Source organism: Cupriavidus sp. WS, assembly GCF_000395345.1.
GTDB classification, from domain to species: Bacteria; Pseudomonadota; Gammaproteobacteria; order Burkholderiales; family Burkholderiaceae; genus Cupriavidus; species Cupriavidus basilensis_B.
Genome location: NZ_AQPL01000109.1, coordinates 1 through 22,520 on the forward strand (window position 1 = coordinate 1; position 22,520 = coordinate 22,520).

Annotated in this window: 19 protein-coding genes and 1 pseudogene; 10 read left to right on the top strand and 10 right to left on the bottom strand. The window is 69.5% G+C overall.

The features are described from left to right. Positions 1-28 precede the first annotated feature (28 nt). Entirely contained in the window at positions 29-1,468 is a 1,440-nt protein-coding gene (locus K206_RS0110645; protein WP_029043465.1) for an FAD-binding oxidoreductase, read from the bottom strand. Between the two features lie 29 nt (positions 1,469-1,497). After that, entirely contained in the window at positions 1,498-2,373 is an 876-nt protein-coding gene (locus K206_RS0110650; protein WP_020423740.1) for a transporter substrate-binding domain-containing protein, read from the bottom strand. A 250-nt stretch (positions 2,374-2,623) separates the two neighbouring features. Between K206_RS0110650 and K206_RS0110655 the strand changes: the two genes are divergently transcribed. Continuing rightward, positions 2,624-3,838 (top strand): hypothetical protein, encoded by a 1,215-nt coding sequence (locus tag K206_RS0110655; RefSeq protein WP_020202399.1) that lies wholly within the window; start codon positions 2,624-2,626, stop codon positions 3,836-3,838. A 28-nt stretch (positions 3,839-3,866) separates the two neighbouring features. Here K206_RS0110655 and K206_RS0110660 read toward each other — a convergent pair whose 3' ends face one another. Genes K206_RS0110660 through phnA form a run of 6 tightly spaced genes read right to left on the bottom strand, consistent with a single transcriptional unit; the run spans position 3,867 to position 11,314 of the window. Then, positions 3,867-5,444, bottom strand: a complete 1,578-nt coding sequence (locus K206_RS0110660) for an ABC transporter ATP-binding protein (RefSeq protein ID WP_043366172.1) — start codon at positions 5,442-5,444, stop codon at positions 3,867-3,869. After that, positions 5,441-6,364: an ABC transporter permease gene (locus tag K206_RS0110665; RefSeq protein WP_020202401.1), complete on the bottom strand. Its 924-nt coding sequence runs from the start codon at positions 6,362-6,364 to the stop codon at positions 5,441-5,443. The genes K206_RS0110660 and K206_RS0110665 overlap by 4 nt, the downstream gene beginning before the upstream one ends. Before the next feature lie 3 nt (positions 6,365-6,367). Beyond that, positions 6,368-7,201, bottom strand: a complete 834-nt coding sequence (locus K206_RS0110670; protein WP_029043468.1) for an ABC transporter permease — start codon at positions 7,199-7,201, stop codon at positions 6,368-6,370. Further along, positions 7,201-8,736 carry an ABC transporter substrate-binding protein gene (locus tag K206_RS0110675; RefSeq protein WP_029043469.1) on the bottom strand — a complete coding sequence of 512 codons (1,536 nt, stop codon included), beginning with the start codon at positions 8,734-8,736 and terminating at the stop codon, positions 7,201-7,203. Before K206_RS0110675 ends, K206_RS0110670 begins: the two co-directional genes overlap by 1 nt. A 41-nt stretch (positions 8,737-8,777) precedes the next feature. Continuing rightward, on the bottom strand, positions 8,778-10,064 hold the full coding sequence (locus K206_RS0110680) for an alkaline phosphatase family protein (protein ID WP_043366175.1): 1,287 nt from the start codon (positions 10,062-10,064) through the stop codon (positions 8,778-8,780). Beyond that, a complete protein-coding gene (gene phnA, locus K206_RS0110685) occupies positions 10,061-11,314 on the bottom strand; it encodes a phosphonoacetate hydrolase (protein WP_020202405.1) in 1,254 nt (417 codons plus the stop codon). Before phnA ends, K206_RS0110680 begins: the two co-directional genes overlap by 4 nt. 118 nt (positions 11,315-11,432) lie before the next feature. Between phnA and K206_RS0110690 the strand changes: the two genes are divergently transcribed. Together K206_RS0110690 and K206_RS41530 are read left to right on the top strand one after the other, a co-directional pair. Continuing rightward, positions 11,433-12,137 (top strand): FCD domain-containing protein, encoded by a 705-nt coding sequence (locus tag K206_RS0110690; protein WP_043366180.1) that lies wholly within the window; start codon positions 11,433-11,435, stop codon positions 12,135-12,137. 431 nt (positions 12,138-12,568) lie between these two features. After that, a pseudogene (locus K206_RS41530) lies at positions 12,569-12,807 on the top strand (DUF4440 domain-containing protein); the annotation flags it as partial. Positions 12,808-12,812: 5 nt separating this feature from the next. Here the strand turns inward: K206_RS41530 and K206_RS40830 are convergent. After that, positions 12,813-14,768, bottom strand: coding sequence for a hypothetical protein (locus K206_RS40830; protein WP_155888030.1), 1,956 nt, complete (start codon positions 14,766-14,768; stop codon positions 12,813-12,815). A 333-nt stretch (positions 14,769-15,101) separates the two neighbouring features. Between K206_RS40830 and K206_RS0110700 the strand changes: the two genes are divergently transcribed. The 7 genes from K206_RS0110700 to K206_RS37975 all read left to right on the top strand — a co-directional run bounded on the left by K206_RS0110700 (position 15,102) and on the right by K206_RS37975 (position 20,916). Then, positions 15,102-15,722 (top strand): GbsR/MarR family transcriptional regulator, encoded by a 621-nt coding sequence (locus tag K206_RS0110700; RefSeq protein ID WP_020202408.1) that lies wholly within the window; start codon positions 15,102-15,104, stop codon positions 15,720-15,722. A 4-nt stretch (positions 15,723-15,726) separates the two neighbouring features. After that, the gene (locus tag K206_RS0110705) at positions 15,727-17,115 is read left to right on the top strand and encodes a cytochrome ubiquinol oxidase subunit I (RefSeq protein WP_020202409.1); all 1,389 of its coding nucleotides are present in this window, start codon (positions 15,727-15,729) and stop codon (positions 17,113-17,115) included. After that, on the top strand, positions 17,112-18,134 hold the full coding sequence (locus tag K206_RS0110710) for a cytochrome d ubiquinol oxidase subunit II (protein ID WP_020202410.1): 1,023 nt from the start codon (positions 17,112-17,114) through the stop codon (positions 18,132-18,134). Before K206_RS0110705 ends, K206_RS0110710 begins: the two co-directional genes overlap by 4 nt. A 93-nt stretch (positions 18,135-18,227) precedes the next feature. Next, entirely contained in the window at positions 18,228-19,175 is a 948-nt protein-coding gene (locus tag K206_RS37970) for an oxygenase MpaB family protein (protein WP_020202411.1), read from the top strand. A gap of 123 nt (positions 19,176-19,298) precedes the next feature. Continuing rightward, positions 19,299-19,751, top strand: coding sequence for a GNAT family N-acetyltransferase (locus K206_RS0110720; protein WP_020202412.1), 453 nt, complete (start codon positions 19,299-19,301; stop codon positions 19,749-19,751). Further along, the gene (locus tag K206_RS0110725; protein WP_029043470.1) at positions 19,751-20,455 is read left to right on the top strand and encodes an FMN-dependent NADH-azoreductase; all 705 of its coding nucleotides are present in this window, start codon (positions 19,751-19,753) and stop codon (positions 20,453-20,455) included. Before K206_RS0110720 ends, K206_RS0110725 begins: the two co-directional genes overlap by 1 nt. 89 nt (positions 20,456-20,544) lie before the next feature. Continuing rightward, positions 20,545-20,916 carry a DUF190 domain-containing protein gene (locus K206_RS37975; protein ID WP_020202414.1) on the top strand — a complete coding sequence of 124 codons (372 nt, stop codon included), beginning with the start codon at positions 20,545-20,547 and terminating at the stop codon, positions 20,914-20,916. An 11-nt stretch (positions 20,917-20,927) separates the two neighbouring features. On the opposite strand, the gene K206_RS37980 is transcribed toward K206_RS37975, so the two are convergent. Beyond that, a partial coding sequence (locus tag K206_RS37980) for an MDR family MFS transporter (protein WP_369796876.1) occupies positions 20,928-22,520 on the bottom strand: 1,593 nt, incomplete at its 5' end.

The window sequence follows — 22,520 nt, forward strand, 5'->3', positions numbered from 1 at the left end:
CCCGCCGCGCCGGCCGGGCGGCGCGGCGCTATGCCTGCGGCGCCTGCCCGGCCTCGCGCAGCACCTTGCCCGGGTTGAGCAGGCCCAGCGGATCGAACGCCTGCTTGAGCCGGCGCAGCAGGTCCATCTCCACCGCGCTCTTGTAGCGCGGCAGCGCGTCGCGCTTGAGCTGGCCGATGCCGTGCTCGGCGCTGATCGAGCCGCCGTGCGCGTGCGCGCTGTCGTGCACCACCTCGTGGATCTCGTCTTCCACCGCGAACACCGCGGCAGCGCTCTGGTGCGGCGCGTGCGAGACGTTGTAGTGCAGGTTGCCGTCGCCCAGGTGCCCGAACACCACCGGCCGCACGCCGGGAAAGCGCGCCTCCAGCGCCGCCGCCGTGCCGCGCACGAACGCCGGGATGCGCGAGATGGGCACCGAGACATCGTGCTTGACGTTGCGGCCGTCGCGGCGCTGCGCCTCGCCCAGCGCCTCGTCGCGCAGGCGCCACAGCGCCTGGCTCTGCGCCAGGCTTTCGGTGATGACCGCGTCGGTGACGAGGCCATCCTCGAACGCGCTGCCCACCACCGCCTCGAAGCGCGCGCGGGCGTGTTCCTCGCCCTCGCCGTCGGACAGTTCCAGCAAGGCGTACCAGGGATGGTCCAGGTCCGGCAGCGGGATCGGCTGCTCCGGCACGTGGCGCGCGATCAGGCCCAGCGCGGTGTCGGAGATCAGCTCGAACGCGGTCAGCGCCGCGCCGAAGCCGGCCCGCGCGTGCGACAGGAAGGCCACCGCGTTGCCGATGCACGGAAAGGCCAGCAGCGCGGTCTGCTGCGTGGCCGGCAACGGATACAGCCTGAGCGTGGCCGCGGTGATGATGCCGAGCGTGCCTTCGCTGCCGATGTAGAGATCGCGCAGCGCATAGCCGGTATTGTCCTTGCGCAGCCCGCGCAGGCCGTCCCAGACCGCGCCCTCGGCCGTCACCACTTCCAGCCCGAGCGTGAGCTCGCGCGTGTTGCCGTAGCGCAGCACCTGGGTGCCGCCGGCATTGGTGGACAGGTTGCCGCCGATGGTGCAGCTGCCCTCGGAGCCGAGGCTCAGCGGAAACAGCCGGCCCGCGTCGCGCGCGGCCTGCTGCACGCTGGCGAGCACGCAGCCGGCTTCCACGGTGATGGTGTCGTTGTCCGTGTCGATGGCGCGCAGGCGGTTCAGCCGCCCCAGCGACAGCAGCACCGCGCGGCCGCTCGCGTCCGGCGTGGCGCCGCCCATCAGGCCGGTATTGCCGCCCTGCGGCACCACCGGCACGCGGTGCGCGCGGCACAGCCGCACCACCAGCGCCACCTGCGCCGTGTCGGCGGGCCGCGCCACCGCGAGCGCCCGGCCGTGCAGGCGGCCATGCTGGTCGGTAAGATAGCCGGCGGCGGCGGCGCCGGCCAGGACATGCTGCGCGCCGAGCCCGGCGCGCAGCGCTTCCAGCAAAGAAGAGGTCATGGGCAGGCTTCCTTCGCGCCGCGGCTGGCTCAGCCCGGCGCCTTGCGGTACTTGTCGTGCAGCTGGTGCAGCAGCGGCGTGGGCGTCATGCCGTTCTTCTTCTCCACCTCGATCAGCCAGCCGGTGCGGTGCCAGTCCTGCACGATGCGGTCGATCGCGGCCTGCGCGTCGGCCTCGCCCCGCCGCACCCAGATCACCGACGGCGACGGGATCAGGTCGCGCGGCGAGACGATCTCGTAGCCGCTCCAGTCCGCGTTGTGCTCCACCAGCTCGCGCAGGGTCGGGCTCACGTGCACCGCGGCCACGCAGTTGCCGCCGCGCAGCGCCAGCAGCGACTCGGGCTGGCCGCGGAAGGCCTTGATCTGCGCGCCGTACTGCTCGATCAGCGGCCTGGTGAAGTTGCTGCCCTGCGAGACGCAGACCGGCTTGCCGCGCAGGTCTTCCCAGCGGGTCACGCCGCTGCCCTTCCTGGCCACCGCCGCGCCGCCGACTTCCTCGAACGGCGTGGGCACGAAGGTCAGGATCTCGCTGCGCTCCTGCGTCCACTGCATGTTGGCGATCAGGATGTCGACCTTGCCCTGCTGCAGGAACTGCACGCGGTTGGACGGCTGCACCTGCACCGTCTCCAGCGCCACGCCGAGCCCCTTCGCCACGCCCTCGGCCAGGGTCACGTTGTAGCCGATGGGCTTCTGCGTGGCCGGGTCGAGCGTGCCGAAGGGCGGGCCGGAAAGAATCACGCCGGCCACGAGCTTGCCGCGCTGGCGGATCTTGTCGAGCGTGGCGTCGGCGTGGGCGGTGGCGGCCATCAGGCAAAGCAGCGCAGCCAGCACCACGGCGGCGCGGGCGGTGCGGGAGGTGCGGGAGGTGCGGGCAACGGGCGGAAAGCGGAAGACGGAAGAAGGCATGCGGGCCGCGCGGCGAGGCACGGGAAAAGGGGGGAACGGACAGGCAAGCGGGCATCTTGCGGGATCGCGCCGGCGGCGACAACAAAGCGTTTCGGATATGGATATGCGCGCCGCCCCACCGCCGTGGGGAGCCGCCCCGGGCGGCATCCGCATACACTGGCGCACGGGTTTCGCGCCGGCCGCGGCCGGAACCCGGTCCCGCCTCTGCGCAGCCTCACGTGTTGTCCTTACCGCCAAGAAAGGAAGAACCATGAAGCGATCCGTCCGGGTGCTACTCCTCGGCTGTCTTGTCCTGTCCGCCTGCACCACGCAGCTCACCCACGAGCAACTGGCCAGCCCCGGCGCCCAGCCGGCCGAGCCGGGTTTCTCCTATTACCTGCCGCGCCAGCGCTACACCGTCACGGCGACCTACGAGCTGCAGGCCTGCCAGCCCAGGATCGAAGTCGTGCAGCGCGCCACCATCGTCGAAGCGTCGGTCGCGGATCCGGCGCAGCACTATTCGCTGCCGCTCCAGTCGCTGAGTTCGGGCTGGAAGACCACCACGCTGACCGCGACCGTCTACGACAACCAGACCCTGCACACGGTCGGCGCGCAGGCCGAGGACCGCTCCGCCGCGGTGGCCAAGGCCGTGGTCGGGACGGCGCTCGGCGTGGCCCGGATAGTGGCCGGCATCCCCACCGCGGCCGTGGCGCCGCAGCCCTGCAGCCCCGGCATCCTGGACGCCCTGAAGACCGTGCAGGGCAGCACGGCCCAGCTCATCGACCCCGGCCTGGACGACAAGGGCCGGGCCAACGTGGCGGCGGCCGTCACCGCCGCGCGTGCCGTGCTGACCCTCACCCGGACCTACACGTTCGACCCCGACTGGAGCGAGGCGAGCCGGCGCATGGTCCATGCGCCGGCCGCGGGCGATCTCCAGGCCTGGTTCAGGAAGGACTATCTCGACGGCGCCGCCCGGCTGCCGGCGTTCACCACGGTGATCCGGCTCCGGGCCGTGCCCCCGAAGCCCGCGGAGCCGGCCCCCGAGTGGAACGGCAAGGGCATCGTCTACCGCGAACCCGCCCCCATCGCCGTCGAAGTCGCCACTGGCAAGAGCGACGGCACGCCGGAACGCCTGCTCGCTTCCGTGGAAACCCGCGCCGGCCAGTTCGGGCGGCGTCTCGTCCTGCCGCTCAGGAACGGCCCGTTCCAGAAAAACAACCTGTCCCTGAGCTTTGCCGCCAACGGCCAGCTGGAGAGCTTCACCTACGGCCAGGAGAGCACCATCGAGAAGATCGCCTCGTCGGCCTCCGACACCTCGGCCTCGGTGGAAGGCTACCTCGCCAAGAAACGGGCGGCCGATACCGCTGCGGCCACGGCGGCGGCCAGCGCCGAACTCGATGCGCTCAAGGCGCAGACCGCGCTGCTCAATGCCAGGAGCGACAAGATCGAAGCCGAGCAGCGGCTGACGGGACTGGGCGGGGATTAGCGCGCGCGGCCCCGGAAGCGCCGCCCGCTCACACCGTCGCGCAGCGCCCGGCCCGCAGCAGTTCCTGCGTGTAGTCATGGCGCGGCGAGGAAAACACCTCGCCGGCCGCGCCATGCTCCACGATGCCGCCCCGGCGCATGACGATGACCTCGTCGACCATCGACGCCATCACGTTCAGGTCATGCCCGATGAAGATCAGGGTCAGGTCGCGTTCGCGGCGCAGCCCGGCCAGCAGCGCCAGGACCTGGTTGCGCACCGTGGCATCCAGTGCCGACACGGGCTCGTCGCAGACCAGCAGGCGCGGATTCATGGCGAGCGCGCGCGCAATGACGATGCGCTGCCGCTGCCCGCCCGAGATCTGGTGCGGAAAGCGCGCCAGCAGCGACGGCTCCATGCCGACCTCTTCCAGCATGGCGGCGCAGCGGCGCAGCAGCTCGCGGCCGGTCAGCGCGCGGTCCTGCGCGAGCAGCGGTTCCGACAGCGCCTGCAGCAGCGTGCGCCGCGGGTTCAGGCTGCCGGTGGTGTCCTGGAAGACATACTGGCAATGGCGGGCGAATTCCCGGCGCAGGCGCTTTTCGGCCGGGTTCATGCCGAAGACCCGGACCTGCCCGGCGCTGGGCGTCAGCAGCCCCATGATGGTGAGGGCCAGCGTGGTCTTGCCGGAACCCGATTCGCCGGCGATGCCCAGGGTCATGCCCGCGTGCAGCCGCAGCGCCACGCCGTCGAGCACGCGCTTGGGGCGGAACCGCCCGTAGTCCACGCAAAGGCCAGCGATATCGACCACGACGCCGCCGGCGGCCGGCATGCCGCGCCGGCTGACGGAGAGCCCGGCATGCGCATCGAGCAGGGAGCGGGTATAGGGATGGCGCGGCGCATCGATGATCTGCCGCGTGCCGCCCTGCTCGACCAGGTGCCCGCCGTACATGACGGCGACGTGATCCGACATTGCCGACACCACGTCCAGGTCGTGCGAGATGAACAGCATGGCCATGCCGCGCCGGCGCTGTATGTCGCGCAGCAATGAGAGGATCTGCGCCTGCGTGGTGACGTCCAGCGCGGTGGTCGGCTCGTCCGCGATCAGCAGTTCCGGCTCCGCCGCCAGCGTCATGGCGATCATGGCGCGCTGCTGCTGCCCGCCCGACAGCTCGAACGGGTAGCGGCGCAGCATGCCGGCCGGGTCGGGCAGGCCGACCTCCTCCAGCAGGCGCGCGGCCCTGGCCCGCCGGTCCGCCGCGCGCTCGCCGTCGACCGGCTTCAGGCTCTCCAGGATCTGGGACCCCAGCGTCATGATGGGGTTCAGCGACGTCATCGGGTCCTGGAACACGATGCCGATCTTTTTGCCCCTGATGTCCTGCCAGCCGGGCTCGCCCAGGTGCATGAGCTCGGTGTCCCGATGGCGGATGCTGCCCGTGGCGGCGATGCCGTCGGGCAGCAAACCCATGCAGGCCAGCGCGGTCAGCGACTTGCCGCTGCCGGACTCGCCGATCAGGCCGACGGACTGGCCGGGATGGATGTCCAGCGTGACATCGTGCAGCACCGGCTTGCCGCCGTGATGCGCGCACAGGGAGCGGATGGATAGAAGGGGAAGAGAATGCACGTCGGTCATTGGCGGGAAACCTTGGCCAGACGCGGGTCCACCCAGCGCAGCAAGGCGTCCGCCGCGAGATTGGCAAGAACGATGAAGGCGGCGATGGTCATGATGGAGACCTGGATCACCGGATAGTCGCGGCTCAGGATCGCCTCGAGCGTCAGCCCGCCGAGCCCCGGCAGGGAGAACAGCGCTTCCATCGTCAGGGTTCCGCCCACCAGCCCTCCCAGGATCACGCCGGACAAGGCAATCACCTGCGACAGGCAGTTGGGCAGGACATGCCGCCAGGTGACGCGCCACGCGGACAGCCCCTTGGCGCGCGCGGTGCGCACGAAGCCGGAGCGCGTGGTTTCCTTGAGCTCCTCATAGAGCGGCTTGGCGATCTGGCCGGCGATGTCCAGCCCGAGAATGAGCACCGGCAACAGCATCTGGCCCCGGATGGGCAGCCACCGGAGCCAGATCGAGAACACCAGGATGCCCAGCGCGCCGGTGCAGAACGTGGGCACGGCAATGGACCAGATGTTGATCGCCTCGATCAGCGCGCCCAGGCCCAGGCGCTGCCACGTCAGCGCCAGGATGGCCAGGCCGATGCCCAGCGCCAGCCCGACGGCCAGGCTCAGCAGCGTCAGGCGCAGGGTGCGCGGCAGCGCTTCGGCCAGCATCGTGGCAACCGGCGCGCCGTAGCGCATCGATTCCCCGAACTCGCCATGCGCCGCGTGCGCGAGCCAGCGCTCGAACTGCACGGCGGGGCTGCGGTCCAGCCCGAGGTCCTTGCGCAGCGTGGCGAGCTCCTCGGCCTTGTAGTCCCCGCGCGCGGCATAGTAGTCGGTGATGTCGCCGGGCGTGGCGCGCACGAGAAAGAAGATGACGAACGAGATCGCCGCGACGGTGAGCAACTGGCGGCCCAGATGCGTGATGGCTTCGAGCATGGGATGCATGGTTCAGGCTCCCGACGGACGCATCCGGGCCAGCGGGTCGAAGCGCCGGCGCAACTGGCTGCCCACGATCGACAGCGACAGCGAGGTCAGCGCCAGCGCCAGCACGGGAAACAGCAATGAATTCGGCGCGTCTTCCGCGTAGGGCACCGCCATCGCGATGATGCGCCCCCAGGTGGGCACGTCGGGCGCCACGCCGAGGCCGAAGAAACTCAGGACGGACTCGATGACGATGGCGCGCGGCACCACGATGGCAAGCTGGGTCAGCAGCGTGCCGGCGACGTTGGGAAAGATGTGCCGCCACAGGATGGTGGAGCGCGGGATGCCCAGCACGTGCGCGGCGCGCACGTAGCCCGAGGTCATCTCGCGCTCGCTGGCGGCGCGGGACACGTAGCCGAACAGCGGCATGAACGAAATGCCGACGGCCAGGATCACGGACTGCGTGCCGACGCCGAACGCAACCATCATCGCCAGCGACAGCAGGATCGGCGGCAGGGTCCGGATCATGTCGAAGACCATGTAGAGCGCGGTGCGGACCACGCCGCCGATCGAGCACGCGACCAGGCCCAGGCCGGCACCGCCGACCAGCGCGATGGCGCCCGAGAAGACCGCGACGATCAGCGTGAAGCGCGTGCCCGCGACGATGCGGGCCAGGATGTCCCGGCCGAGATTGTCGGTGCCCAGCCAGTGCGCCGCCGAGGGCGCGCCGTTGCGCGCCAGCAGGTCCTGCGCGTACGGATCCTGGGCCAGCAGCATGGGGCCGAGCGCCGCGGCCAGCACGGCCGCGAGCAAGATGGCCCACGGCCAGCACCGGCCCAGGCGGGAGAGTTGCCGGCGCATCAGGCGGCGAGCCACGTGCGGGCCAGTCCCCCGTCGACGCGGTGCTGGCTCCAGGTATAGCCGGTGGAATAGCCGCGCACCGACGGCGCGACGCCGATGGCGTCGGCCGCGTGGCCGATGCCCAGCGTGTACAGCTTGTCCATGACGTGCTGCCACGCCTGCAGGTAGCCCGCCTTCGCCTGCTGCGCATTGGGCGCGGTGACGGCGGCGTTGATCCTGGCGTCCAGCTCCTTGTCCTGGATGCCGCCCCAGAGCATCGGGCTCGGGCCGTCGGAGAGCAGGCGCGCGTAGCGCAGGTAGACGTCGGCGCGCGGGCCGGAATGGAACGGCGCCAGATCCCAGTCGTACTGGCCGAGCGCGCGCTGGGCGCCGATGTCGTCGAGCGCCTGGTGGTCGATCTTGAAGCCCAGCTGGCGCACCATCTGCACCGCGACCTGCGCGTAGTCGTTCTTCCACGAGACCACCTTCAGCGTGTGCGCCGCCGGGTCGATCCCCGCATCCTTGAGCAGCTTCCTGGCGCGCGCGAGATCCGGCCTGGCGTACGGGTCCTTCTCCTCGATGGCGCGGTCCCAGTAGAACGTGTCCGGACGCATGGGCTGGTCGCTGGGCCAGGCCCCCTTGACGATGAAGTCCATGTACGCGCGCTTGTCGATGCACAGCGCGACCGCTTCGCGCACGCGGGCGTCCTGCATCAGCGCGCTCGGCTTGCGATTGTTGAACGACAGGAAATACCAGGCCGTGTCCTTGAGCGTCTGCACGCCGACCTTTTCCTGCCGCAGCGTGGCCAGCTTGTCGTTGCCGACGTAGGCGACCTGCAGGTCGCCGGAACGCAGCGACAGGCTGTTGTCGCGGTCGCCCTGCAGGTCGAACTCCACGACGTCCAGGTAGGGCAGGCCCGGCTGCCAGTAGTTCTTGAACGCCGGCGCGGTGAATTTCACGTCGGGCTGCCATTTCCCGAACATGAACGGGCCGGTGCCGATGGGCTGGCGGATGGTGTCCTCCCAGCCCGGCGACTCCGGCGCCACGATCCACAGTTCCGAGATCAGGTTGAGGAACGGGGCGTAGGACTTGCTCAGCTCCACATGCAGCGTGTTGGGCGCGCTGACCGTCAGGCTGCTGATGAGCTTCATCGCGCCGCTCAGCCAGCCGCCCTTGACCTTGTCGCGCACGCGCTCGAAATTGGCCTTCACGTCCGCCACCGTCATCTCGCGGCCGTTGTGGAAGCGCACGCCCTTGCGCAGCGCGAAGGTGTAGCGCTTGCCGTCCGGGGAAATCTCGAAACGCTCGGCGAGAAACGGCTTGACGGTGCCGTCGTCGGCAATGCTGGTGAGCGTTTCCACGTAGACCTGCTGCACCGCGATGGAGCCCGCGTGGCGATGCGGATCCGCCGTATCCAGGCCCAGCAGGGCGATCTTGAGGGTCCCGCCGCGGCGCGGCGTGCCCGCGGTCTGCGCGCTCAGCAGGCTGCTGTGCAGCCCGGCGGAAGTCATGACGGAGCTGGCGGCGGCGAGTTTCAATAGCGTGCGGCGTTTCATGCTTGGGTGTCCTTGCTTAAGTGACCAACGCGGATCGGTGATCAGTTGGAAGAGTCCGGGAAGGGAATGGCCTCGCCGTCCATGCCATCGGCGGGCAGTCCGAGATGCCGCAGGATGGTGGGGGCGTAGTCGACCAGGCCGACGGGATGCCGGCTGACGCGCCCGGGGCCGAAGCCGCCGCCTTGCGCGATCAGGAACGGCGCCTGTTCGTTGACGCCGAGCCCGCCGTGCTGCCCGCGGCCGTCGTATGACTTGGGGTCGGCATGGTCGGCCACGATCCAGCTCGCGCCCGCGACGGCGTGCGCGTTGACGCTGTCGACGTGCCCCATCGTGACCGCGAGGGTGCACACGGACTGGTCCTGCGGCATGCCGATGCGCGCCAGCGCCTCGCCGTGGAACAGTTCCGCGCACCACGGCTGGCCGCGGAGGAATTCGGCGATGGCCGGAATGCGCGCGGCGGCGGCGGGCATGACCCCGAGCACGAACGAGGTTCCGTTCGGCGCCACCACCACTTCGCGGCTTTCCCTGCCATCCTTGAGGCCGGCGTCGACCAGCGCCTGCTCGACGTCGATCTCGCCGAGCACGGTTTCCATGCCGTGATCCGAACCGACCAGCAGCAGCACGTCCTCGCCGCGCTCGCGCAGCCGGCCCACGTGTTCGAGCACGCGCGCCAGGCAGGCCTCGGCATGCCCGATGGCGCGCAGGTGCGGCGGCGAGCCGAGTGCCTGCCCGTGACCGGAATGATCCGGCTCGGACAGCCACAGCGTGGCGAGCGCCGGGGCGTCGCCGGCAAGCAGCATGGCGCAGAAGCGTTCGGTCATCTCCGCGTCGCCCGCCGCGCCGCTGGCGATGTCCAGCGCCTGCGCGCCGGTGTGCGGCACGTGCCCCGGGCCGTAGGACCCCGCGCGGTGATACACGTGGCCGTGGGCATCCGGGTCGTGGAAATAGGCCGCGCCCGGAGACACGTTGGAATAGATGCGCGCGCCGCCATGCGCCGCCAGACGCTCGGCGAGCGTCGGCACCCACAGCGTGCGGCCGGTCGCGGCGCGCAGATGCTCGCGGAACGCCGGTTTGCCGACCGAGTGGTTGTGCAGGCCGTCGGGCTGCTCCAGCAGCATGCAGTTGCCCAGCAGCCCGTGGCGGCGCGGCCAGCATCCGGTTGCGATCGAGGCGGAGCTGACGCGGGTGGTCGACGGGAACACGCTGCGCACGTCCGCAAACCACGTGGCCCGCGCCGCCAGCCCCGTGAGCAGCGGGCTGTTCGCCGGCGTGACCAGGTCGCGGCGCAGGCTGTCGCAGATGACCACGACCGCTCGCCTGCGGTTCACGGCCGCACCCCGTTGAGCGCGAAGTCGAAGATGCGCCAGCTATCGATCGGCATGCAGGCGGCCTTTTGCCGGTATGCCTCGTTGAGCGGACGGTTGAGGATGAACGGCACCTTCGTTTCCGCGAGCGCGCCGTGCGTGCGAAGCCGGTGCCCCCTCAGCCCGGCGAGATCGTGCAGCCTCGCGGCGCTGCCGATGCACACGTCCTTTCTTCCCACCACGACCACATCGGCCTCGCGGTCGGCGGGCTGGTCGAAGAGCCGGCAGGCGGCCTCCCGGCCCAGCGCCAGGTCGACCCCGTCGAGCGCCGAGACCGCGTCGATGATCGCCTGCGGCGCGACCTTGCCCTTGCTCCACACGCGCACGAATCCGCCCAGGGCGCCGTGGTGGGCCACGAACGCATCGGTGATCGGGCAGATCACGGTGGTTTCGCCGGCGCCGAACTTCGCGTCGAGCACGTCCTGCAGCCAGATCACGTTCGGTTCGCCGGCGGCATTGCTCTTGTCGCTCATGCCGTGATCCGCGGTCAGCGCCAGCACGATGTCCTGCCCCGCCAGGCGGCCGAACGCATCGTCGAGCTGGCGATAGAACGCGCGCGCCTCGGCATCCTCGGGGGCGAACTTGTGCTGCACGTAGTCCGTCAGCGACAGGTACATCAGGTCCGGGCGGCGTTCCGCCAGCAGCTTGATGCCCGCCTCCAGCACGAACAGCGAGAGCGCCGTGGAATACATGTCGGGCTTGGGCATGCCGACGTACTCCAGCACGTTCTCGATGCCGTTGTCGGCCAGCGTGCACCGGTCGGCGTGCTCGGAAGAGAACGACACGTGCCCCCGGGACACGTCCAGGTCCTTGCCCAGCTGGCGCCGCAGCTTGTCCTTCGCCGTGATCGACACGACCCTGGCGCCCGCGTTGGCGAAGGCCGAGAGGATGGTGGTGCTGCGCAGCAGCTCGGGCCCCGTCATGGCCACGGGCTCCCAGGTCGCCGCGTCCAGGTAGAAATTGCCCGAGATGCCGTGCACCGAAGGCGGCACGCCGCAGATGATGGACATATTGTTGGTGCAGGTGACGGAGGGCATCGAGCCGTCGGCCACCGTGGCGAACCCTTCCCGGACGAAGCGCGCGATGTTCGGCACGCTGCCGTCGGCCAGGAACCGGCTCAGGTATTCCGGGTCGCCCCCGTCGATGCAGACGACCACGACAGGCCGCCCGGGCCAGAGATAGGTATTGCCGTTCACTTCCACTGCGCGCTGCATCTTTTTCCTTGTGCTGACGTTTCGTTCGGTATGATGCCCTCGCTTTATTGCATATTGTTGACAATCTGCAGTTAGACGGAAGATCGGTATAATGCACGCCTGAACTTGCCAAATGCACATGAACTCGCCGAATGCACTTGAAGTGTTGCGCACGCAATCGTTGACCGGCCTGGTGTACGAAGAGCTGGAGAAGCGCATTGCTTCCGGGAAAATCCTGCCCGGCGTCCCCCTGCGCGAGGTGGCGCTGGCCAATGACATGGGCATCTCGCGCGGCCCGGTCCGGGAAGCGTTCCGCATGCTCGAAGAGCGCGGCCTGGTCGAATTCGAGAAAAACATCGGCGTGCGCGTCCGCAACCTGGACCTGCGCCAGGCCGAGTACCTCTATCAGGTGCGGATCCCGCTGGAAGGGCTGATCGGCGAGACCGCCACAGACAACATGTCGGCGGCGCTCGAGGAGGCCATTTCACAAGTGCTGGACCGCATGCAGGACGCGGTGTCCCGGCTGGACGTGGAAGCCTATGCCGCGCTGAATTTCCAGTTCCACGACGAACTGGCCCGGGGCTCGGGCAATCCGGTGCTCTACGATGCGTACCGGCGCGTGGTGGTGCAGCTCAATCTCTTCCGCAGCTACTCGTTCCGGCACAACCCGGCGACGCTGGCCGGCTCGCTGCAGGAACACCGGATGATCTTCGACGCCATCCGCGGCCGCCAGCGCGAGCGCGCCAGCGAACTGCTGCGCCGGCACACGCAGGCCAGCCTGCAGAAGGTGCGCGCGGCGATGGAGCACGCCGGGGACGACGAGGGCCACGAAAGCGCCCGGTAAGAACGGAAGACGCCGGCACGGCCCGCGTGCCGGGTTTCGCGGAGCATGCCCGGCGTCGGGCTGGCGGCCAAATCACGCCGTGACAAAGTCGTTGACGCCCCCTGTTGTCAATGAAGCCCCGAGTTTCCAGAATCCGTGCTTCCGGCTCTGGCGGGAATGCAACAGCGGCACGATGTCGCTCCACTTTTTCACGGAACCTTGGTGGCAAGGCACTGTATCGATCGGCCCTTGAATGCGAGCGGCTTGTCCGCATCCGGTGCGGCTATCGGGACGTGGCCGAGGCCATGGTCCATATCGCAATGGGCGGACTTCCACTACGCAGAGTCGCCCATCCTTGAATTTTCAAACGGACTCTTAGCAGTCAGCTCTGAAGCCATTCTTTCCTGATGTTCGGATATAGGACGGCACCTGTCTTGTTGTGTTCAATTGTGACGCCCGCGGAGAAAGCGGACTACTTCAATCCATGCCTGAAGGACCGTCCCTCGGGAAGAATCGATTTCCGCTGGTCGAGCTTGGGTGCAATACCGCCGTGGATGCTGGCCTCTACACGTTCACCTTCGCGAGAATAGGTGCCGTGGTCAAGGCGCGCTATACCTACGCCTATCGCTGGGATGGCTCGCAATGGTTAATCACGAGCCACCGCTCATCGGCCATGCCTGAGAAAACCTGACTCAATCAATAGTCGACCGACCTCACGCAGCGAGCGTTCACCAGGAAGGGCTTCCCCACCAGGATGGCCGTCACGGGATTCGACGAATAGTTCATGAGCCAGGCGAGGCCGGTCGGGTTGGACGAATATTCCGTCGACGTCCAGTAGAGACCGGTCAGATTGCCGAAACCCAGCCGCATCAGGTTGTCTTCGACATTGGCGATGCCTGCCGGGCAGTTGGCCGAGTTGCCGGCGGCGCCGACCTCGCAGGCCGCGGGCAGATACCACGTCCCCGGAGGCGCGCCGCCGGACGTGCGGGCGTTGCAGAGGTTTGCCGCGTAGGTCAGTGACGTGCCGAACGACGCGACGATGGCCGAGGTGTTCCCCGCTCCATCCGTCAGGCTCTGCGCGGATGCCCCGACCGCCGTCCCCATGTCACCCCACACGCCCGCGCCGGCGTCGATCGAACCCACCACCTTCGCGGTGGACGCGCTCGTGACCGCGAATACGAGATCGCCGCCGACACTGAACGCCAGCGCGGTCGTCGGATTGGGGCTGCCGACGTTATCCGCGGCGACAGCGATGCCGCCCTGCGCGACATAAGGCGTCGTCGACGTGAATCGCAGCATGCAGCTTGCACTGGAGGGCAGCATGGCGCAGTTGCTGGCGTCCTGCGTCACGCCCGACCACGCGGACGGAAGCTGTGCTGCCACGTTGGTCGCCGCATTTGATCCGATGTTGGTCACCATGATCGTGCCCGTACCGCCGTTGACGGGGATGACGCCCGTGGCCGCCACCGAAAGCGTGGTGGTATTCGTGATGCACGACACGCCGACCGTCGTTACGTTATGCGCGGGCAGGGTGCCGCTGCCATTGGCCACCATGCATGTCTGGATGGCAGGCTGGGTCAGCACCGTCACGTTGTAGGGGCTGCCTTCGGCAGCCGGCGTGGCGAACGTGAAGGTGCCATTGCCCGTGACGGTCTGCGTGTCCGCGCCGTTGAGTTGCAGCTGTAGCTGCCCGGACAACCCCGAAACGGTGCCGCCAACGGTGTAGGTGTTCGTCGCGCAGGTAATCGAGACGTTCTGCACCGCGGCGCTCCCCATCAACCCGGTGCCATTGCCCACGGTGCAGGTCTGGCTGGCGGGCTGCGACTGCACGGTGACCGCGTACGCACCGCCCTCGGCGATCGCGGTGGGAAACGTGAACGGGCCATTGCCGGTAATGGCGAGCGTATCGCCGCCATTGTTCTGCACGGTCACGGTGCCTACGAGCCCGGATGCCGTGCCGCCGACGGTGTGCGTATTCGTCGCGCAGACGACAGCCACGTCCTGGACCGCCGTGGCGCCGACCGTCCCGGTGCCATGACTGACCGAACACGTCTGCCCGGCGGGCTGGGTGGCCACGGTCACCGCATACGCGCCGCCCTGTGCGACAAGCGTCGGGAAATTGAACGTGCCGTCGGTGCTGGTCGACAACGTGTCGCCACCATTGTTTTGCAGGACGACGGTCCCGGCGAGGCCGCTGACCGTGCCGCCAACGCTGCGCGCCGTGCCGGAGATGGTGTACGTGCGCGTCCAGATCGCGCCCTTCTCTCCGACCGTGCCGTCGAACGTCACCGCGTTGGGGTCCAGCGTCAGGGTCACGGTCTGGCCGTCGTTGCAGCGGCTGCCGGCAAGCGTCACCGAGACGATCTTGCCGGAGGCGTCGACCGTCGGCGTGGCGGTCGGCAGCGTGCCGCAGGTGCCGCTGGTCTTGAAGAAGCTGGCGCCCAGCGCGGATACCTTCGCGTTGAACGTCGCCACCACGCTCGTGGGCAGCTCGGTGGGCGTGCTCGAGTTGGCGGCGACGGAGACCAGCGCGGCAGTCTCCGGTGTCGTGGGCAGGGTGGGGGTGGTGGCTGGATCGTCCCCGCCACACGCCGTCAAGAACGCCGCGCATAGCGCGGCCACCCAGCGCACCTCGATTCCCCGAGCCTTCATGATTGGATCCCTGCCGTTTTTTCGTTCGATAGTGAGCCGAATCCTACACAATCGGGGCCGCGCAAGCCATGCTCGTGAAGCGGGGTGGAGGGGTTGCACGTCAGTTGCGGCCCGCCATGACCCCGCCGTCGATTATGGTACGGGCAGCAACTCATGCAATGCCCGCCACTCAGGATCTCTGAAAATCTGTAGTTCGATGGGGTATCAAGAGCGCTGAGACGTGACTACGCTCCCTCGCCAGACGCGGCAGCGACGTGTTGCCGCACTGCTCCTCCGCCCCGCCGTTCCATACTAAACTTTCACAACTTACTAAAAATTCAAAAAAGACAAGCAATGCACCTGTCGCCCCTGATCCAGCGCTTCGTGCTCCATTTCGGCGAAATGGGCAGTCGCTGGGGAATCAACCGCACCGTCGGGCAGATCTATGCCCTGTTGTTCACCGCCTCGCGCCCGCTCAACGCGGACGAAATCGCCGAGGCGCTCGGGTTCTCGCGCTCCAACGTCAGCATCGGCCTGAAAGAGCTGGAGTCGTGGAGCCTGGTGCGGCTGTCGCACCAGCCGGGCGACCGGCGCGAGTATTTTTCGGCGCCGGACGATGTCTGGGCCATCTTCCGCACGCTGGCCGAGGAGCGCAGGCGCCGCGAGATCGACCCCACGCTGTCGATGCTGCGCGAGGTCCAGCTGGAGTCGCCAGCCAGCGCGGAGGACCGCCATGCGCAGGCGCGCATGAAGGAAATGTACGGGCTGATCGTGCTGGTGACGAGCTGGTTCGGCGACATCCAGAAGCTCGACGTGGCCACGCTGGAAAAGCTGATGAAGCTGGGCGCCAAGGTCAACAGGCTGCTCGAGATGAAGGACAAGCTCGGCAGCGCCATCGGCGGCAAGCCGCGCGCCGAGACCCCCGCCCCCGGGACGAAGTCGAAGGCCCGGCCCGCCCGTCCCCGCAAGGAGTAGTCGCATGTCTTTCCCGCTCGACCCGGTGGTGCTGGCGCGCGTGCAGTTCGGCGCCAACATCACCTTCCACATCCTCTTTCCGACCATCAGCATCGCGCTGACCTGGGTGCTGCTGTTCTTCAAGCTGCGCTTCAACAAGACCGGCGACGACCGCTGGATGGCGGCCTATCGCTTCTGGGTAAAGATCTTCGCGCTGACCTTCGCGCTGGGCGTGGTCAGCGGCATCACCATGAGCTTCCAGTTCGGCACCAACTGGCCGGGCTACATGGAGACCGTGGGCAACATCGCCGGCCCGCTGCTGGCCTACGAGGTGCTGACCGCGTTCTTCCTGGAAGCCACCTTCCTCGGCATCATGCTGTTCGGCGCGCGCCGCGTGAGCAACCGCACGCATACCGTGGCCACGCTGCTGGTGGCGGGCGGCACCACGCTGTCGGCATTCTGGATCCTGGCCCTGAACTCGTGGATGCAGACGCCGGCGGGCTTCGAGATGATCGACGGCCGCGCCCACGTGACGAGCTGGATCGCGGTGATCTTCAACCCGTCGTTCCCCTACCGCCTCGTGCACATGCTGCTGGCGTCGGGGCTGACGGTGGCGTTCCTGCTGGCGGGCATCTCGGCCTACCGCTGGCTGCGCGGCGACCGCGCGCCGGAGGTGCTGTCGTCGCTGCGCACCGGGGTGGTGATCGCGGCGGTGCTGATCCCGCTGCAGATCGTGGCGGGCGACCTGCACGGCCTCAATACGCTGCACCACCAGCCGGCCAAGATCGCCGCGATGGAGGGCATCTGGAAGACGGAAAAAGGCGCGCCGGCGGTGCTGTTCGGGCTGCCCGACGCGAGCACGCAAAGCAATGATTTCGAGATCGCGATCCCGAAGCTGGCCTCGCTCTACCTCACGCACAGCATGGACGGCGAGATCAGGGGCATCGACGCCTTCGCGGGCAAGCACCCGCCGGTGGCGCCGCTGTTCTACGCCTTTCGCATCATGGTGGGCGTGGGCCTGCTGATGCTGGCGGTCTCGTGGAGCGCGGCCTGGCAGTTGCGCCGCCGGGGCCAGCCGTCGCGCTGGATGGCGCGCGCGCTGCTGGCCATGACGTTTTCGGGCTGGGTGGCGCTGGTGGCGGGCTGGTACGTCACCGAGATCGGCCGCCAGCCTTACCTTGTGTACGGCGTGCTGACCACGGCGCAGGCCGCCTCCAAGGTGCCGGCCGCGATGATCGGCGCCACGCTGGCGATGTACCTGGCGCTCTACGCGGCGCTGATCGCGGCCTACATCTCGGTGGTGTTCTACCTGGCGCGCAAGGCAGGCACGGACGCCGGCGAGCCCGGCATCGAAGCCGCCGGCATCGAACCCCCTCAAGCCGCGCTGCCTGGCGCGCTGCGGAGCGCGCAATGAACGACCTGACCCAACCCGCCGGCTGGATGCCGCTGGTGTTCCTGGCCCTGATGGGCATCTCCATGCTGGTCTACGTGATCCTGGACGGCTACGACCTCGGCGTGGGCGTGCTGCTGCGCCGCGCCGGCGATGCCGACAAGGACACCATGATCGCCTCGATCGGCCCGTTCTGGGACGCCAACGAAACCTGGCTGGTGCTGGGCGTGGGCCTGCTGCTCACGGCCTTCCCGATCGCGCACGGCATGATCCTGACCCAGCTCTACCTGCCGGTGGCGCTGATGCTGGCCGGGCTCATCATCCGCGGCGTGGCGTTCGACTTCCGCGTCAAGGCGCGCGCGCACCACAAGCCGTGGTGGAACCGCGCGTTCTACGCGGGCTCGCTGCTGGCCGGCTTCTCGCAGGGGCTGATGCTGGGGCTGTACGTCACCGGCTTTCGCCACGACTGGCCGGACATCATCTTCGCGGTGGTGGTGGGGCTGTGCCTGGTGGCCGGCTACTGCCTGCTGGGCGCGGGCTGGCTGATCATGAAGACCGAAGGCGCGCTGCAGCGCCGCGCGGTGTACTGGGCAAGGCGCAGCCTGTGGCTGACCGGCACCGGCGTGACGCTGATCTCGGTGGTGACGCCGCTGGTGAGCCAGCGCATCTTCGACAAGTGGTTCTCGCTGCCGAACATCATCCTGCTGGCGCCGATCCCGCTGGTGACGGTGGCGTTGTTCGTGATCCTCGACCGGCTGCTGCGGCGCATGCCGGCCATGCTCGAACGCGGCAACGACCGCTGGTGCTGGGTGCCCTTCGCCGGCACCGCGGTGATCTTCCTGATGGCGTTCAATGGCCTGGCCTACAGCCTGTTCCCGTACCTGGTGGTGGACAAGATCGACGTCTGGCAGGCGGCGAGCGCGCCGGAATCGCTGGGCGTGATCCTGGCCGGCGCGGCGGTGGTGCTGCCGACCATCCTGGGTTACACGCTGTACGCCTACCGTGTATTCTGGGGCAAGGCGACCGACCTGCATTACTACTGAGGCCAGCGAGGCCCGGCGGGCGGCCGCACCCATACTCGCACCGACCAAGGTACAGACCGCCCCATGAACGGCTCGCAAGGCCAGCAACCCGGCATGCCACCCGCCTCCCCGCCGCCCGCCCCGCTGCCGCGGCGCCTGCTCGACCGCCTGCGCGCCGGCGCCGGCGCGCAGGTGCGCGGGCTCACGCGCAGCAACTCCGGCCTCAGCCTCGACTACGACAACCCGCTCGGCGATCCCGGCCTGTTCGGCCCGGACGCGGTCTGCTGGCGCGTGCACGCGGATTTCCCGGCGATGCTGGCCGGCGGCGTCAGCGCGCTGCTGCTGCAGACGCTGCACCCGCTGGCGCTGGCCGGGGTGTGGGACCACTCCACCTTCCGCACCGACATGCAGGGCCGCCTGGGCCGCACCGCGCAGTTCATCGCCGGCACCACCTATGGCAGCCGCGCCGACGCGCTGGCGCTGATCGAGCGCGTCAGGCGCATCCACACCGCGGTCAGAGGCATCGCGCCCGACGGGCGCCCCTACGCGGCCGACGACCCGGCGCTGCTGACCTGGGTCCACGTGGCCGAGGTGTCGAGCTTTCTCGGCGCCTACCTGCGCTACGTGGGCCCGCTGCCGGCGGCCGACCAGGACCGCTATTACGCCGAGGTGGCGCAGATCGCGCGCCTGCTCGGCGCCACGGAAGTGCCCGACAGCGCCGCCGCCGTGGCCGCCTACCTCGAGCGCCTGCGCCCCGAGCTGGTGGTCAGCGGGCGCACCCACGAAGTGGTGCGGCTGGTGATGGCCATGCCGGTCGCCAGCCCGCTGCTGGTGCCGGCCGTGCGCATCATGGGCGATGCCGGCATCGCGCTGCTGCCGCGCTGGGCCCAGCGCGAGCTTGGCCTGCACGGCGCGGCCGCGCTGCGCCTGCCGGTGTCGCTGGCGGGCATGCGCATGCTGGCGCCGACGCTGCGCTGGGCGCTCGGCAGCGGGCTGGCGGCGCGCGCGCGCCGGCGCGCCGGGAAGCCGGCGCCGGCGGCGCCGGTGGCGCCCGTTTCCTGATCCTGGCCGTCCGCCGCGGGCGCGGCATGGCCTAGTCGCTTTTCCATTTCTTGGCTCTGCGGGATATGCCGCCGCGGCGCTACATTGGGTGCTCCCGCGAACCGCGACAGGCACACGACCCGCATGCACGCACCCATCGAATTCAGGCACCTGGAAAGCCGGCAGGACTTGCTGGCCGCCTTCCCGGTCATGAAAGAACTGCGCCCCCACCTGGACAGCGCGCCGGCCTTCGCCAGCCAGGTGCGGCGCCAGCACGCGCAGGGCTACCGCCTCCTCGCCGCCTGCCGGCACGACGCCGTGCTCGGGCTGGCCGGCTACCGCCTGCAGGAGAACCTGATCTACGGCAGGTTCGTCTACGTCGACGACCTCGTGGTGAGCGCCGCCCTGCAGCGCGGCGGGCTGGGCGCGCAACTGCTGGAGGCCGCGCGCGCGCAGGCCGTGGCGCTGGGCTGCGCGCATTTCGTGCTCGATACCGGCCTGCACATGGCGCTGGCGCAGCGCTTCTATTTCCGCCAGGGCCTGCTGGCGCGCGGCCTGCATTTCGTCGCGCCGCTGGCGCCGGGAGCGCCGTCATGATGCGGGTCCTGCACGTCAACGGCAGCTCGCACGGCGCGGCCAGCCACGCCAGCCGGCTGGCGGAGGAAATGATCGCCGGGCTGCGCGGCCCGGACGGCGAGGCAAACCGGGATTTCCGCCTGGTGCGGCGCGACCTGCTGGCCGAGCCCTTGCCGGCGATCGGCCAGGCCTATGCCAGCGCGATCACCTCGCCGCCGCCGGGCACGCCGGGCGCGGCCGACGCCGCCACCCTGGCCGCCGCGTTCGGCTGGTCCGAGCGCCTGATCGGCGAACTCGAGCAGACCGACCTGCTGGTGATCAGCACGCCGATGCACAACTTCACCGTGCCGGCCTCGCTGAAACTGTGGATCGACCACGTGCTGCGCATCCATCGCACCTTCGCCGCGACGCCGGCCGGCAAGGTCGGGCTGCTGCGGGACCGGCCAACCTTCGTGCTGGTCGGCTCGGGCGGCTTCCACGCCGGCGAGCGCGCGCGCCAGCCCGATTTCCTCACGCCCTACCTGCGCCACGTGCTTGCCACCATCGGCATCCATGACGTGACCTTCGTGCTGCTGCAGGGACTGGTCGGCGGCGATGCCGCGGTGGCCGGGGCGATAGCCACCGCACGCCGGCAGATCGCCGGCGAGATGGCGCGGCTGCGCGGCATGCCGTGGCCGAAAAGCGCGGCGACGGAGACCGGCGAGATGCCATCGCGGCTGGCCTAGACTTCAGTCAGGCACCCTTGCCCGGATGCGGGCGTCCATGCCGCGGGCGCGGCACGCGCCTGGCGCCGCGGGGCGCATGGGAGGCTGCCATGCAAGGCTTCCAACTCACGTTGTTCACCATAGAAAACCGCCGCCACCACGGCAAGCAGTTGTCGCACTGGCTGCTGCAGGTCCTGCGCGAACTGCATATCCGCGGCGCCACCCACCTGGTGGCGGCCGAGGGCATCGGCCACGACCGCCGCTTCCATAGCTGGCATTTCCTGGAGCTGGCCGACCGGCCGGAAGAGATCACCGTGATCGCCACGGGCGAGGAGGTGGCGCGCCTGTTCGCGCGGCTGGCGGAGGAAGACGTGCAGGTGTTCTATGCCAGCACGCCGGTGGAGTTCGGCTTCCTCGGAAAAGGGGCGCCCGCGGGGCAGGGACAGTGTGAAGGTCAGGGTCAGGGACCGCCCGCCCCCTGACGCCGCCGCCGTCAGTCGAGGCTGGCGGCCACCGTGGGGGCCTTGCTGCCGCGCAGGGTCGTCTCGGGCAGGCGCGCCACCAGGAACGGCGCCACCAGCGACACCGCCGCGCTGAAGAGGAACAGCACGCGGAACGCGGTTTCCGCGGCGGCGCGCACCGCGCCCGCGTCGGCCGCGTCGCCGCCCACCATCGCGCGGTGGAACATGCTCATCAGCACGTCCTCGCCGCCGCCCAGGTCGGACACGCCCATGCCGCCGTGGCGCAGCAGCCCGATCAGGACCGTGGTCAGCACCGCCACGCCCACCGCACCGCCCAGCATGCGCGAGAACGCCGTCAGCGCGGTGGCCACGCCGACCTGCTGGGGCGGCACCGCGTTCTGCGTCGCCACCAGCCCGCTGGGCAGTTGCAGCCCGATCGACACGCCCAGCACCACCATCACCAGCGCGGTGAGCGCCACCGCGTGCGGCTCGACGAAGGCCAGCACCACGATGGCCAGCGGCGCGACCAGCGAGCCCGCCAGCTGCAGCGGCTTGTAGCGCCCGCTCCAGGACATGGTGCGCCCGGCGATGAAGGCGCCGAACGGGATCGCCAGCGTCAGCGGCACCAGCCGCAGCGCCGCGCTGTCGGCCTGCGCGCCGCCCACCACCTGGAAGCGCAGCGGCAGCAGCACCGACATGGCGATCAGCTGGAAGAAGCACAGGAACAGCGTGATGCAGCAGATGGTCACGGTCGGCACGCGCAGCATGCCCAGCGGGATCATCGGATCGGCCACGCGGCCTTCCTGCCAGACGAACAGCGCCAGCCCGGCCAGCCCGGCCACCAGCAGGGCCAGCGTCTGCGGCGCCAGCGGCGACTGGCCCTGGCCCAGGCGCGTGAGGAACACCAGCACGCCGGTCAGGCCGCCGCCGAACAGCAGTGCGCCGAGGTAGTCGATGCGGTGGCGGCGCCCGCCCGCGGGCAGGTGCTTGAGCGCGCGGCGCACCACCACCAGCGCGAGCGCGGCCAGCGGCAGGTTGATCCAGAAGATCCAGCGCCACGACAGGTAGTGCGCCAGATAGCCGCCGATCACCGGGCCGGCCATGCTGGCCACGGCCCACACGCCGCTCACGTAGCCCTGGTAGCGGCCGCGGTCGCGCAGCGGCACAACATCCGCGATGGTGGCCTGCGAGACCGAGATCAGCCCGCCGCCGCCGAGGCCCTGCAGGATGCGCGCGACGATCAGTTGCGGCATGGTCTGCGCCAGCGCGCACGCCACCGAGGCCAGGAAGAACAGCACGATGGCGAAGGACAGCACCGAGCGCCGCCCGAGCAGGTCGGACAGCTTGCCGTAGATCGGCGTGACCACGGTGGAGGCCACCAGGTAGGCCGACACCACCCACGCCATCACCTCGAAGCCGTTGAGCTGCAGCGCGATCTCGGGCAGCACCACGGCCACGATGGACTGCTCCAGCGCGCCCAGGAACATCGCCAGCATGATGCCGAAGATGACCTGCATGACGGGCACCGGCGGCGTGGCAAGCGGCGCGCCGCCGCCGCCGGGCGGCCGGGCCGCGCCCTGCGCGGGCGGCGCGGCGGAGGCCGCCGCCGATGCGGCAGGGGAAGA

What these genes read in the sequence shown, in the direction of transcription:
- K206_RS37975 (WP_020202414.1), top strand. Translation starts at nt 20,545, where the DNA reads ATGCAAGGCTTCCAACTCACGTTGTTCACCATAGAAAACCGCCGCCAC.
- K206_RS0110710 (WP_020202410.1), top strand. Translation starts at nt 17,112, where the DNA reads ATGAACGACCTGACCCAACCCGCCGGCTGGATGCCGCTGGTGTTCCTG.
- phnA (WP_020202405.1), bottom strand. Translation starts at nt 11,314, where the DNA reads ATGCAGCGCGCAGTGGAAGTGAACGGCAATACCTATCTCTGGCCCGGG.
- K206_RS0110725 (WP_029043470.1), top strand. Translation starts at nt 19,751, where the DNA reads ATGCGGGTCCTGCACGTCAACGGCAGCTCGCACGGCGCGGCCAGCCAC.
- K206_RS0110655 (WP_020202399.1), top strand. Translation starts at nt 2,624, where the DNA reads ATGAAGCGATCCGTCCGGGTGCTACTCCTCGGCTGTCTTGTCCTGTCC.
- K206_RS0110660 (WP_043366172.1), bottom strand. Translation starts at nt 5,444, where the DNA reads ATGACCGACGTGCATTCTCTTCCCCTTCTATCCATCCGCTCCCTGTGC.
- K206_RS0110705 (WP_020202409.1), top strand. Translation starts at nt 15,727, where the DNA reads ATGTCTTTCCCGCTCGACCCGGTGGTGCTGGCGCGCGTGCAGTTCGGC.
- K206_RS0110650 (WP_020423740.1), bottom strand. Translation starts at nt 2,373, where the DNA reads ATGCCTTCTTCCGTCTTCCGCTTTCCGCCCGTTGCCCGCACCTCCCGC.
- K206_RS0110720 (WP_020202412.1), top strand. Translation starts at nt 19,299, where the DNA reads ATGCACGCACCCATCGAATTCAGGCACCTGGAAAGCCGGCAGGACTTG.
- K206_RS0110690 (WP_043366180.1), top strand. Translation starts at nt 11,433, where the DNA reads ATGAACTCGCCGAATGCACTTGAAGTGTTGCGCACGCAATCGTTGACC.
- K206_RS0110665 (WP_020202401.1), bottom strand. Translation starts at nt 6,364, where the DNA reads ATGCATCCCATGCTCGAAGCCATCACGCATCTGGGCCGCCAGTTGCTC.
- K206_RS0110700 (WP_020202408.1), top strand. Translation starts at nt 15,102, where the DNA reads ATGCACCTGTCGCCCCTGATCCAGCGCTTCGTGCTCCATTTCGGCGAA.
- K206_RS0110675 (WP_029043469.1), bottom strand. Translation starts at nt 8,736, where the DNA reads ATGAAACGCCGCACGCTATTGAAACTCGCCGCCGCCAGCTCCGTCATG.
- K206_RS37970 (WP_020202411.1), top strand. Translation starts at nt 18,228, where the DNA reads ATGCCACCCGCCTCCCCGCCGCCCGCCCCGCTGCCGCGGCGCCTGCTC.
- K206_RS0110645 (WP_029043465.1), bottom strand. Translation starts at nt 1,468, where the DNA reads ATGACCTCTTCTTTGCTGGAAGCGCTGCGCGCCGGGCTCGGCGCGCAG.
- K206_RS40830 (WP_155888030.1), bottom strand. Translation starts at nt 14,768, where the DNA reads ATGAAGGCTCGGGGAATCGAGGTGCGCTGGGTGGCCGCGCTATGCGCG.
- K206_RS0110670 (WP_029043468.1), bottom strand. Translation starts at nt 7,201, where the DNA reads ATGCGCCGGCAACTCTCCCGCCTGGGCCGGTGCTGGCCGTGGGCCATC.